Raw genomic sequence first — 11477 nt, 5'->3', positions numbered from 1 at the left:
GCTGCTGAGATGACGGGAATGATATGAGTGAACGGCGAATTCTACTCGCATTGGTGATTATTTTTGAAATCGCGCTGGGCATCGCGCCCAAAGCTGATCGAACGACCTGGTTTTTGGAAAATCTGCCGGTCTTCATCATCCTGCCCTGTCTTCTTATTTTTCGCGTGCGATTCAGTCTTTGGACTCTGCGCCTTATGGCTTTGCACGCGGGGGTCCTGATGCTCGGTGGACATTACACCTATGCAGAGGTTCCCTTGGGTTTTTGGATGCAGGACCTCTTTCATTTCAGCCGCAATCATTACGATCGCATCGGCCACCTGATGCAGGGATTTGTGCCGGCCTTTATTTTTCGCGAGTGGCTCCTGCGCAAGACCCCGCTGCGGGATGGACTGCTTTTGGCGGCCATCGTCGTGAGCTTTTGTCTTTCGGTGAGCGCAGTTTATGAGTTAGCCGAATGGGCGGCGGCCCTGGCCTTGGGGCAGGGGGCGGATGCTTTCCTCGGTACGCAGGGTGATAGCTGGGATACGCAGTCGGATATGTTCTGCGCTCTTTTAGGGAGTTTGATGGCTGTGAGTCTTCGCCGCTGGCACAATCGCTACCTGAAAAAAGAATACCTGTGATTTTTCTGCAGCCCCTCATGCCTGGAAGGACGCTTCGGGCTTTCGGTTATTCGCAAAAGCGAATCTAAATAGTCTTTTTATCTATTTTAGCAATTCACGAAGTCTTCCGTAGAGTTCTTAGTGTTCGGAATCGTTTCGAACAAGGGCCCCAGACAGGAAAGGCGAAGATTTATGATCAAAGTCATTTTCAAAAATATGGAGCGATCGGAACTGGCCCAAAGAGCTGTCACGGAAAGACTGGTATCCGTCATCAGTAAATTTCCGGATCTGCCGCCCAGCGGAATATCGGTGACCCTGGAGATGCTGAACTCACCCGTCCAGGCAGGCCCTGATCTCTTTTCCATTAAGATTCATGTTCACTCGGGTCGCTATCGAGGCATACGTTTGCAGAAATCTTCGCCCAATCTCTATGTGGCCCTGGCCGACGCCGTGGATCACATGCTGGAGGTCTTGAATCGTTTTGGTGATCGCGTGCGGGTCAAGGAAAGAAATCGGGCGCGAGCGCTGAACATGCAGGCCTCCGCGGCCGAGGAGTCGAGCGAGGCTTATGACGATATCCCGGATGACTACGAGTTTGAATACGATTCGGTTCATGAGCGGGTCTAAAACCGCCCGGACTCAGCTCTCGAAATTGATGTCCTGTAAGGGATCCTGATTCTGCGGAACGCCATCATCCACGAAATGAAAGATGTGGCGGCGGGGCAGGGGAAAACCCTGAGCCGTTTCGAAGATGCGATAGAAGTCATCTTTTTTAACTGTTGGCAAAACCTGCCGCTCGCTCTCACTCAGCTGTTTTCGGTAATTCCGCAGCCAATAGAGGCTGTGAAGGGCAAGGGTCTTGCCCTTCTTCAGCACGGCCGACTGATAGCGGCTCGCCCGCTCCTGGTTGGTCTGATTATGATAGCAGCCCACCCACTGATCTTCGCAGCGGCGATAGATTTCGTTGCCAAAACGCTTCAGAAAATAGTCCACCTGTTTTTTGGGCGAGAGCGCGGCCTGGGCATCGCTTTGAAAGCCATCCTTGTGCCATCCCCAATTGAATTGCAAAACGCCGATATCGACATTGGGCCGGGAATCTTCGGGAGCGCTGCGAAGCGTCTTCAGAAAGTTGACGGCTTCCTTGCCCCGGTAAAGCCTGGGCTCTGGCCCATTCGCACGGACGATGGTGAAACGGAAATTGCTTTCCTGCTGGGCGATCAACCACAGCACATCGGGATTGGTGGTTTTGCAGGCAGCCTTGGCGAATTCCTCCAGATAAGGCTGCTCCTCTTTGAAATTCACGGAAGGGTTCGCAGCTCGGGCTGTTTCCTGGAAAACAGTCTCGCAGGGCTGCAGGGAATGATACGCCGCGTAAAGAATGAGACTGAGGCTTTTCAGTGGCATGAACTGTTTTCCTTCGTTGCATTACTCTTCTGATGGATAATGCAAGAAGCATGGCGCGACGCAGGTATTGAAGTCTTCACGACTTGTCGCGACCCTTCATGCCCAGGTTCCTGGAGCTGTCACAGGCAAAGACAACAGCTGGTGAATCACGAAAGATGCGCCACGGAATAAAAGGCATCCAGGTTCAATTCCCTATTTTTCCAGCCCAGATGTTCCAGCATGGGGCGGCCTTCATAATCGGTAGCGGGTTTCCCTATGCAGAGGATGCCCATCGGCTCCCAATTTTCGGGCGTTTTCAATCTGGCTGCGATTGCCTTCAAATCAAGGATCGTGACCCAGCCGGCGCCATAGCCATCAGCGGTCAGGGATAGCCAAAGATTTTGAATCGCGCAGGCGCAGCTCCATTCCACAGCGCGCATATTGCCGATGACGCCGATCGTATACTCTTCCTCGGGATAGGCGCAAAACGTGGCGAGCAGTATGGGCGCTTCGGCTAAAGACTCCAATTTCAGGGAGCGGTGAAGACGAAGACGGTCAGGCTCATCGAGAGCCGTTTCCGCTTTGCTTCTTTGACTGGTAAAATTTTCAATGAGAGCTGCCCTTGGAGAATCACTGACATCGAGGAAGCGACAGGGCTGGGAAAGTCCCACGGATGGACCATGCAGCGCGGCCATGAGGGCCTTGTCGAGGACGGCTTTCGGTACCGCCTCGTCCGTGAAATGTCGTGTGTCGCGTCGGCTTTCAATCGCCTGCATAAGATCCATGGTGTCACCTCAGTTGCATGCAAGGTCAAAAAGAGCCCGCAGTATAGAAGAAAATCCTGCTTCTATCCGCAAGATTTTCCAGCCCTCGACGCCGGCGACTTTACATACGGACGGCGTGGGCGTTCTTGGCTGGATGACGCAGACTCAGACGCCGCACGGCAAGGGCAGGGCCGCTGCCCACGACCGCGCCGAGCACGGTGGCCAGAACGGAGAGGATGAGTCCCGCGAAGGACCACCAGGTTGCAGCCGCTACATTGGCCTGATTGATTGTGGTTCGCATCATCTCCTGGAAGGCGATCATCTGCTCGGGAGTCAGGGCCAGATTCTCGGCGAGTCCACGCATTTCCATGGTCATCAGATGATTGCTGATGAGTGTGTTGATGCCCATCACGGTGCCCAGGCCAAGGCTGATGCCATTGAGCGCAAGAAAGATGAGTGCGATAAAGGTCACGCCCCAAAGAACGATTCCAGAAAAGGCCGCTTCGAGCTTCGTTTCACGAGCCACGCATTGACTGGTGGCCCATCCGCCCACAAAGAGTGAAAACAGAGTGACGAGCACTCCGTAAATGGCTGCGCCCGTCGTAATCTGATCGGTGCCGACGCCGTTGGATCGCGCGGCCGTGAAACCGATGGCAGAACCGAGACTCGTCAGGAGCACGACGCTCACAAGAGCAATGAAAAAGCCTGCGAATACTGCTCCCCAGGAAATGCGGCTTCTGACGCCTGATACGTCCCTGATCGTTGTTTCTCTTTGCATGATGAATCCTTTGATTGGACGTGTTCAATAATGCGCGTGAACGCACAGCCTTGAAGAGAAGCAAAGGCTATGCCGAATTTCCAATGAGTGCGGCAGGCTCAGCTGCCGGGATTGCGATTTTTACTGTGGAGGGAGGAGGCGACAGGACGCAGATAAACGACTGCGCTCAGAAGCATGATGAGAAGTCCGCAGCCCATGATGGGTTTGCCCAACGCAGGCGCCGCATGGAAAACGGCGATGGAGGCCAGCATCAGCAGCGCACCGACTGACCAAATAGCGTCGGCCTTGCGCCACCGAAAAGTCAGGGGCAGAGGTTTCAGAGGCTCCGTGGATTCGGCCCAAATAAATTTTAATTTATGCCAATCCTTGATCAGAAGGAGAATGTTCAGGACCAGGAGAAAGGCGACGATGAAGGGGGTATTTTTAAAATCCATCGAGACCGTAACCACGCCGATGCTCAAAAGCATGGGAACGAGCATGATCGCACCCAAGGTCGCCAGTCGTGACGAGAGGAGACAGAGGCCGATGATGATCTGGGAGCAGGCGATAAAGCGTCCGAAAAGAGCGAGGCCATGCGGGGCGAGCATGGCTTCGAGCGTGACGGGACCGATGAAACTGAACACTTTCTTGCCGGCCATGTAGGCGATTTTTCCAAACCCGCTGCTGACAAAAATGAAGCCGAGAAAAAATCGGAGGTAAAGACAGAGCCGCGTAAAAGGCTTTGCGGAACGATAAACGTGCCATGCAATAAGGGCAAGAATGCCAGCAGCGATCAACGCCAGTAAGACAAGGTTTGGATTCATGGGAACTCCTTCGTCATCCCGAAGAATACGCGCGAGCAGGGAAAATATTGCAGAAACAAGTGTTCACTGGGGTATTTTTTTGTACATAAAGTAAGTCAATCGTTTGCCATCTTCGCTCACAGGGGGTATTCGAATAGGGAGGGGGTCCCATCATCGTTAACTTCGTCCTAGCGAGATGTCAACATGAGGAAGACAGCAAAGTTCAAAGGTTATCCAGAACATTCCAATGTCACCATGATGGAAAAAGATGAAGAAGGGCGTGAGGTTCCGAATATCAAAGGACTTCGCGTGCTGGTGGTCGATGACGATGGAGACACCGCTTTTATCCTGGCGAGAATGCTGATTCATGAAGGTGCCCAGGTGAAGTGGGCGGCGTCGGTGGCGGAGGCTTTCGATCTGATGGAAGCCTTCCGACCTCATCTTATCCTGAGCGATCTGTCCATGCCTGAAGAAGACGGGTTTGATCTGATTCGGAAATTTCGCAAGGCCCAAGCGTCCGGCGCCGAGGGCTTTGTGCCGGCCATTGCGATTTCCGCGTATTCCAGCCCGGAAGCGATGCAAAGAAGCTTCGAGGAAGGCTATCAGGCCTTTTTTCCAAAACCGGTCAAAAGCCAGTATCTGATCGAGGCCGTCGCCAAGCTCGCCATGGTACAGAAGACGTTGGCCGTTCCGAAGATGCAGCCCGCTTTCGCTTTGAAACGGGTCTTCTGACTTCGGCTGTCCACGCAAAAAAAAAAGGGCTGCATCCGTTCTGGATGCAGCCCTTTTCGTTAGCTTAGAGGCGCAGGGGCTCTTGCTGAGGTTCTGCGTAGAGGAAATCGTCGGCGGCGACAGCGTCTTCACCTTGCATTTCGCTGGTGAAATGATTCAGCGTGACGTTACCCATGATGATACGAACCCGGGTGATCAGAGTGCCGTCAGTGAACGACACGCCCACGAAGGATTGACTCTGATTGGCATGCGCCACGGCCGGAACATTGACTGTCAGAATCTTTTGGCCCGAAAGATCGAAGTATTCCATGCGGGTTTGACCCGCGACATCCACATCCGTAAAGACCGAACCAAACGCTGTGACGGTGGCGGCATCATTGCTGCCTGGAACAGTGAAGGTCACATCAATCACGCGACTTCCAGGAGCAGCAAAGAGCTTTTCCGGGCTGAAGGCTTTGAAGAGTTGCGCCAGATCCGGATTCACGTTGGCAAAGAGCACATCAGGAGTTTCCGCGGCCTTGGCGCTGACCTGCAGCTGACCACCAGGGCTTGTGAAAAGTGCGCCGCGAGCTTTGAAGAAATCACCTGGGAAAGCATTGGGTGAGGATTTATCCGCGGGCACACCATCCCAGTTGATTTCACGATGACCCTGCGCCTGTGTTCCAACAGCGCCGGCGTTATTCCCACCGCCCAGGTCGAGGCGGAATTGATCGACGGCTCTTTGAATATCCGCGGGCTGCAAACCTTTCGCATGGCGGATGACGTAGTTGCCTGCAGGGGCTGGCTCGGCTGGCAATGGGGCCGGCGCGGGAGCGGGAGACAGTGTAGGGCGTGGCGCCGGAGCGGGGGCAGGAGCCGGAGCCGGTGCAGGATTCACAGGACTGGTATTGGCAGTATTGCCTGCTGTGGTGCCGCCTTTTTTATCCTCGTCATCATCATTCTGAGAAGTCTGACCGCAGGCCAGAACCAGGAACAGGGGAAGACTCAGAAGGCTTGTCATTACGATTTGATTCTTTTTCATGCTTGTTATCCTTTTCTTTCGTCGTGAGGGTCAGAGCACCTGACAAGGGCGGTTATAGGCCGTCCCGCGCGGCGTTGCACCTCAGGCCATCTGTAGCCTCATGATGGGATTTGACGGGCTAAAGGATGGGCTTTGCCCGTCCACAATGGCGGTTAATAAGGGGAGAGAAAATTCATAACATATTGTATATAGTGGAAAAAATCGATTTAGCGGCCGGACAGGGTAGCCCATCAAATCCCATCATGCGAATCAAGACGGGCTTAGCTGCGGGGGCCTCCTCTCTTCTTTACAAGGGAGAAGTCCACGATGGTCGTGGGAAAGGAATTTAAGATGATTCATCGTCTGATCATGATACTGCTCATCGGAGCCTCCGATATCGCTGTGGCCCAGGCGCCCTTCGATCAGATCTTGCACACTGCGAATGAAAAATGGGATGCTAATCTATTAAAACCAGGATTGGGCCTTGCATGAACAGTTCGTCCGAACATGGAAATTCATCCCGGGCTGCGCTGCCTCAGCTTTTTTTCAGTGGCCGCACGGATGAAGTTTTGAAACTCACCGTGGATCAGGCTTTTGGGGAGCCCATCGCGACGGAGCACTGGCCTTTTGTGATCGGTGCCTTATGTTTCAAAGGCCGCATTGATGAAGCGGATATTCGTTTTCAAAGCGTCGTTGCGCAGCTGCCCGACGAGGAACGCGTCGCCTGCCGATTCTATTTAGGGATTGGCTTTGCGCGACTTTCCCTTTATGGCAAAGCCCGCGCGCTTTTCGCTCAAAACCTATCTTTGCTGCGGCATCTTCCCGCCGATCGGCACCAGGGGCGCATACGTTTCTACGTGTGGCAGGGCATAGGTTTTTTTCGCCAGCTGTGCGGTCGGAAGATTCAGGCGATGATAGCCGCGCAAAAAGCCTGGCAGGCGGCGATCGCTGCCGATTTTTATTTTGGAAGAATGCTGGCCACCGAACTTTTGGGGCATGGCTTGATCGGCTGTGGACGCATGGCCCGCGGACTTCGGGAGCTGGAGACGGCTTATGGTCTGGCGCAAAATTTAGGACACGGCGCCTATGAGAAAGCGATCTATCGTTCCCTGCTCATGTATAAAATTCAATTTGGATATCCGCCTTACGATGCGCTTCAAACCATCCGCGAACTGCTTGATGAAAGTCGCGTAGCCAATAACTACAGTGATAATGCCCTGAGTCTGGAGCTGATTCGGCAGTTCATCCTGAGGGGCGAATTGAATCAGGCCAGTCGCCTGCATGAAGATATCGGCCGCTCGATTTACGCGGAGCGGCATCGGCGTCACGAAATCTTTTGGCACCTGCAGGCGGCTGAAATCGGCTGGCTCAGGCGGGATCTCGCGGCCTTTCGGGAATCCCTGATCCAGGCCGAGGCCGCATTGGATCCTGAGTTCGATGAGGCGCTGCAGCTTCATATTCTTGGGCTCAGAATGCGGGAAGATCCGGCCAGCTATCAGGAGCCTTGCCGCCGTCTGACGCGACGCCTCGGCAGTGATATCGCAGCGCGCATTCTGGCCCGCGCGGAAGGCCGCCGTCTGGAAACTACGCGTGGTGAGGATCCTTTGGGAGACATCCTGGATGGATTGAGCACGCCGCAGAGCAGCATCATCCAAAAACTGGGCATCGTCCTGGATTCCCCTTATCTCGGGCTTTTGAGTAAACTCCTGCCGCTGCAGGCCGTCGAGCAATCGCTGCATATTCTGATGCCGAAGGGCGCTTTGATAGTCGTGGATCATGGGGATATCGCCCGCGTGGATAGCCTTGTGTCACCGCAGACGCTTGACCTTTTGCGGCTTCTGAGTCAGGGCTGGGTTCAAAAACAGCAGCTCGTCGAAGCGATCTGGGGTTATGCTTATCATCCGCTCAAGCATGATTCGCTGGTGTATTCCTTGATTTCAAGGGTGCGCACGCAGCTGGGTACGGCCGGTGGCTGGATTGAGCATGGACCCCAGGGTTACTGCCTGCGTCCCGGGGTGCTGCTGCAGTTTCATAATTTTCAGCCCACCGCGCCCCAGGCTCCGCTTGTGGCTGCCCCGGTGGAAGCGCCGCCGGCATCGACGTCTCTGAATTCACGGCAGCTTTTGATTCTGGAGGCTTTGGCGGATAGGCCTCATATCGATGTCGAAGACTGCGTCAAGCTTTTTGGAACCTCACGCATCACAGCGAGCCGCGATCTTTCCAGTCTTTGCCAGGAAGGACTCGTGGAGCGGATTGGCAAAGGCCGTGGCACAAAATATCGTTTGGTTCGACCCTCATCGCAATAGGATAGCAACATGAAACGCATTGGACTGGTCTTTTTGTTTAACCTCGTCAGTACCCCTTGCCTTTGGGCTCAGGATTATTATGTGCCGATTAAAAAAGAACTGGAGCCCATGGCCCGACTTCCGCTGGAAGCCTTTCAGCTGGATGATGCGAAGCTTCAGTACCGTCTGCCCCAGGATATCACCGGACGCCCGCTTGATATTCAGCTGACGCGTGATACCAGCAACAGCGGACCAGGCCGCGTTTATAAGGGACCTTTGGCCACCGCCAGCTGCCTCGGGACCGATGAGCTTCCTGCCTGCGTGGTCCAGCATAAGGATCTTAAGATCAATAAGGACGAGCTGCTGGCCTTTGCTCACAAGAAATATCAGGATCCGCGGCTTTTGGCTCAGATCACGAATGTGCAGCAGGTCTTCTCGACTCCGAACGAGCCGATTGGCTTTATCGCAAGGCGGGCGATTATCAAAGCACGAAACGATCTTGGGGTATGGGACAGTGCCATGACTCTGCCGGACGGAGGCAAAAGAAGTAAGGTACGCGTGCAGCTGAAGGGGGATTCCGGTCTGTTTCGCTTCACAGGCGCTGGAAAAAAAGAGATGGCAGGTGAATTGACCTCTGTGTTTGCGCATGGGGTATATATCAGTGGTCTTTGGAGTCTGCAAAAAGAAAAAGGCTGGTTTCAATGGAAACTGAATTCCGATAAATCAGCCTTTGAAGGAAGCTGGGGCTTGATCACGCCCCAGGGTGAACGCACGGTGGCCGGGGCGTGGACGGGAACCATGCCTTAAGGCGTCTGATTCAGAAAGACCGTGACCTGGTTGGTGGAACCATTCGTGATCACCACATCAGGTCGGTTGTCCGCATTCACATCCACGAGCAGAACCCGCCCCGGGCCAGTACTGGTGCCGATGCTGTAGGTTTCAGCCGCAGCAAAGGTCCCATCGCCGTTGCCGCGGAAAACATAAAGAGCGTTGGGACTGGTGTTGGCGACCGCGACAAGGTCGGCCTTGCCGTCGGCATTGACATCACCGGAAGTGACGGCGACAAGGGAATCGCCGGCATCGATGCTGCTGACCGTGAAGGATGCGGCGATGGCATTGGGGGCTGTGCTATTGATAAAGATGGCGATTTTATCCGTGCCCGCGGTGGGACAGGATGCGGCGACATCGGGCCTGCCATCACCATTGAAGTCGCTGACGCTGACAGTGCTGTTGTTACTGCAGCTCAGAGCGGTCCCGGTATTGATGCGGTTGGCCGTTTGAAAGGAGGGGGATCCCACAGTCGTCGTGGCGTTCAGCATAACGCTGAAGATTCCACCAAAGCCACCACCGCCGACGACATCAGGCTTGCCATCCGCATTGAAGTCGGCAACGGCCACCATCCAGGGATGGGCATTGCCGGTGTAGACAGTGCTATCCGGATTCCATAACCAGTTCGTGCCGTATTTGACGAAGCTTCCCACCGTTCCACTTTGATTCAGAAAAACGATCAGTTGATTTCCGTTGGCTTCGCCGATCACAATATCTTTCAGACCATCGGCATCCACATCCGTAATGCCAACGCCACGCGGGCCGGAAATGCCGGGATTATAGCCGGTGGGCTGATTGTTTGCAAAGCTCAGCGTCGTGGCATTCGTGGGGGTGGTATTGGTCAGAACGCTCAGGAAGTTATCACCCCAGGCGCCCCACACGGCATCCGCTTTGCCATCGGCATTGATGTCACCGACAGCGATGGAGGCGGTGAGAATGGATGAAAAGGTTCCCGCGCTATTGGGTGAATTGGAAATATCCTGCTTCGCGGCGAAGGTGCCGTTGCCATTTCCGAGCAGAAAGCTGACGCCTTTGCCGTTATAAAGTCCAACCGCGAGATCTGTGATGCCGTCACCGTTCAAGTCGCCGGCGGCAAGACCTTCGGGATTCAGGCCTGTGGCATAGGTGCTGGCAGCGGCAAAAATGGGAATGTTCACCGTATAGGAACCAGTGGCGACGTCAGAATTCGACCAGCCGGTTTTATAGGCGATGGCTTTTAATGTTTTGCTGCTGCCGATGGCAAGTGCGCTGCTGTATAGCGTGCCGTTGGTGCTGGAAGGTGTGGAACCATCCAGGGTATAGCGAATGCTTGCTCCGGTCGTGGTCGTTGTGATAGCGACGGAAAGAGCGCTCGCGTAGGAACCCGCCGGCACGGAAAATGTGGGTGTGGCCACGGCCGCTGCTGTGCCGGCACTCGCCTCAATCTGGGCCTGAACCTCTTCGCTTTCGACGACCGTGGTCGCGCCTGTCTGAGCCTGAGCCACGATCGTGGCGTCGGTGCCGCTTTTTTCAAGGCCGGATGAGACACTGCTGACGATGGATGTGGTGAAGACAGAGACGGCATCACCTGTGACTATGCCCGCTGTTTGAAGACTCTGCAGTCCGGCGACAGCGCCCTGGCTGGCCGCGCGTGCGACGTCAGCGATCTGATCACTGGGGAGGCTTCCGCTTTGGATCAGAGTTCCTGCTCCAGAAAGGGCGCCCTCGATGAGCTTTGAGGCAATATTTGTGGCTGAGCTGGCACTGCTGTTGCCATTTTTTGAGATTTCCGAAACACCTGTTTGCACGATCGTGGAGATGGCGCTTCCTATCTGACTGCTTTCAAAACCGCCTGTGGTCAGAGCAAGAACCGCCTGGCTTGCCACCGCGGACATGGTGTTCGCCAGAGTTTCGCCGCTGTTGCCGGCCAGCGTTTGCGCGCCGCTCATGGAGGATTTGACAACGGCTGCCAGGGCATCCTTTTGCAGTTCGGGGGATGTCAGTCCTACTTTCGACAGGACGCTTACGGCGGATCCTGCGATGGAACCAAGGGCCTGGACGGCATCCGATGCTGATGTTTCCGTCTTTTTTAGTCCCGATGTCGCACCGGAAATGATGGATTCAATCGCGCCGCCTTCGATGATTTTTTCGGCGGAGAGTCCAGCCGTGGTTAAACCTTGGATGGCGGAGCCGGTGACTTCACCTGTCAGGCTGCTGAGAGATCCTGGATCAAAACCAGGGGCATTGAGAGCCGATACTGCGCCTTCAGCGAGTTTTTCCGCGCCAGCCCCCAGGTTCTCGATTTCAATACCGGCTCGCGGCAAGGAACCGACTGCGGTGATGGTTA

General features: G+C 54.8%; 12 protein-coding genes. 6 read left to right on the top strand and 6 right to left on the bottom strand.

What is annotated here, in order from left to right; all coding sequences use genetic code 11:
* Positions 1-23: 23 nt before the first annotated feature.
* Both VFO10_RS05960 and VFO10_RS05955 read left to right on the top strand, forming a co-directional pair.
* The gene (locus VFO10_RS05960; protein WP_325138053.1) at positions 24-620 is read left to right on the top strand and encodes a DUF2238 domain-containing protein; all 597 of its coding nucleotides are present in this window, start codon (positions 24-26) and stop codon (positions 618-620) included.
* Positions 621-791: 171 nt separating this feature from the next.
* Entirely contained in the window at positions 792-1226 is a 435-nt protein-coding gene (locus tag VFO10_RS05955) for an HPF/RaiA family ribosome-associated protein (protein WP_325138051.1), read from the top strand.
* Positions 1227-1238: 12 nt separating this feature from the next.
* On the opposite strand, the gene VFO10_RS05950 is transcribed toward VFO10_RS05955, so the two are convergent.
* The 4 genes from VFO10_RS05950 to VFO10_RS05935 form a co-directional block, all read right to left on the bottom strand.
* Positions 1239-2003: a hypothetical protein gene (locus VFO10_RS05950; RefSeq protein ID WP_325138049.1), complete on the bottom strand. Its 765-nt coding sequence runs from the start codon at positions 2001-2003 to the stop codon at positions 1239-1241.
* A 146-nt stretch (positions 2004-2149) separates the two neighbouring features.
* Positions 2150-2767, bottom strand: coding sequence for a 5,6-dimethylbenzimidazole synthase (bluB, locus tag VFO10_RS05945; RefSeq protein WP_325138048.1), 618 nt, complete (start codon positions 2765-2767; stop codon positions 2150-2152).
* A 100-nt stretch (positions 2768-2867) separates the two neighbouring features.
* Positions 2868-3524: a hypothetical protein gene (locus VFO10_RS05940; protein WP_325138046.1), complete on the bottom strand. Its 657-nt coding sequence runs from the start codon at positions 3522-3524 to the stop codon at positions 2868-2870.
* A gap of 98 nt (positions 3525-3622) precedes the next feature.
* Positions 3623-4327, bottom strand: a complete 705-nt coding sequence (locus VFO10_RS05935) for a hypothetical protein (protein WP_325138043.1) — start codon at positions 4325-4327, stop codon at positions 3623-3625.
* A gap of 183 nt (positions 4328-4510) precedes the next feature.
* Between VFO10_RS05935 and VFO10_RS05930 the strand changes: the two genes are divergently transcribed.
* Positions 4511-5038, top strand: coding sequence for a response regulator (locus VFO10_RS05930; RefSeq protein ID WP_325138041.1), 528 nt, complete (start codon positions 4511-4513; stop codon positions 5036-5038).
* 64 nt (positions 5039-5102) lie between these two features.
* Here VFO10_RS05930 and VFO10_RS05925 read toward each other — a convergent pair whose 3' ends face one another.
* Positions 5103-6059 carry a hypothetical protein gene (locus VFO10_RS05925; RefSeq protein WP_325138039.1) on the bottom strand — a complete coding sequence of 319 codons (957 nt, stop codon included), beginning with the start codon at positions 6057-6059 and terminating at the stop codon, positions 5103-5105.
* A 330-nt stretch (positions 6060-6389) separates the two neighbouring features.
* Here VFO10_RS05925 and VFO10_RS05920 point away from each other — a divergent pair, with 330 nt between their 5' ends.
* The 3 genes from VFO10_RS05920 to VFO10_RS05910 are packed head-to-tail and all read left to right on the top strand — an operon-like array spanning position 6390 to position 9130.
* Positions 6390-6530 carry a hypothetical protein gene (locus tag VFO10_RS05920; protein ID WP_325138037.1) on the top strand — a complete coding sequence of 47 codons (141 nt, stop codon included), beginning with the start codon at positions 6390-6392 and terminating at the stop codon, positions 6528-6530.
* Entirely contained in the window at positions 6527-8344 is a 1818-nt protein-coding gene (locus tag VFO10_RS05915; protein WP_325138036.1) for a helix-turn-helix domain-containing protein, read from the top strand. Before VFO10_RS05920 ends, VFO10_RS05915 begins: the two co-directional genes overlap by 4 nt.
* Before the next feature lie 9 nt (positions 8345-8353).
* Entirely contained in the window at positions 8354-9130 is a 777-nt protein-coding gene (locus VFO10_RS05910; protein WP_325138033.1) for a hypothetical protein, read from the top strand.
* On the opposite strand, the gene VFO10_RS05905 is transcribed toward VFO10_RS05910, so the two are convergent.
* Positions 9127-11477: FG-GAP-like repeat-containing protein (locus tag VFO10_RS05905; protein WP_325138031.1), on the bottom strand; the 2351-nt coding region annotated here is incomplete at its 5' end. The two genes, VFO10_RS05910 and VFO10_RS05905, sit on opposite strands and share 4 nt — an antisense overlap.

Origin of the sequence: Oligoflexus sp. (assembly GCF_035712445.1) — a bacterium.
Classification (GTDB): domain Bacteria; phylum Bdellovibrionota_B; class Oligoflexia; order Oligoflexales; family Oligoflexaceae; genus Oligoflexus.
The sequence above is the reverse complement of the archived record's forward strand: the minus strand, read 5'-3'. Positions and strand labels throughout refer to the sequence as shown.

Excerpts from the sequence above, each read along its gene's own strand:
- VFO10_RS05955 (WP_325138051.1), top strand. The coding sequence starts at position 792 with ATGATCAAAGTCATTTTCAAAAATATGGAGCGATCGGAACTGGCCCAA.
- VFO10_RS05960 (WP_325138053.1), top strand. The coding sequence starts at position 24 with ATGAGTGAACGGCGAATTCTACTCGCATTGGTGATTATTTTTGAAATC.
- bluB (WP_325138048.1), bottom strand. The coding sequence starts at position 2,767 with ATGGATCTTATGCAGGCGATTGAAAGCCGACGCGACACACGACATTTC.
- VFO10_RS05910 (WP_325138033.1), top strand. The coding sequence starts at position 8,354 with ATGAAACGCATTGGACTGGTCTTTTTGTTTAACCTCGTCAGTACCCCT.
- VFO10_RS05920 (WP_325138037.1), top strand. The coding sequence starts at position 6,390 with ATGATTCATCGTCTGATCATGATACTGCTCATCGGAGCCTCCGATATC.
- VFO10_RS05940 (WP_325138046.1), bottom strand. The coding sequence starts at position 3,524 with ATGCAAAGAGAAACAACGATCAGGGACGTATCAGGCGTCAGAAGCCGC.
- VFO10_RS05950 (WP_325138049.1), bottom strand. The coding sequence starts at position 2,003 with ATGCCACTGAAAAGCCTCAGTCTCATTCTTTACGCGGCGTATCATTCC.
- VFO10_RS05915 (WP_325138036.1), top strand. The coding sequence starts at position 6,527 with ATGAACAGTTCGTCCGAACATGGAAATTCATCCCGGGCTGCGCTGCCT.
- VFO10_RS05925 (WP_325138039.1), bottom strand. The coding sequence starts at position 6,059 with ATGAAAAAGAATCAAATCGTAATGACAAGCCTTCTGAGTCTTCCCCTG.
- VFO10_RS05935 (WP_325138043.1), bottom strand. The coding sequence starts at position 4,327 with ATGAATCCAAACCTTGTCTTACTGGCGTTGATCGCTGCTGGCATTCTT.
- VFO10_RS05930 (WP_325138041.1), top strand. The coding sequence starts at position 4,511 with ATGAGGAAGACAGCAAAGTTCAAAGGTTATCCAGAACATTCCAATGTC.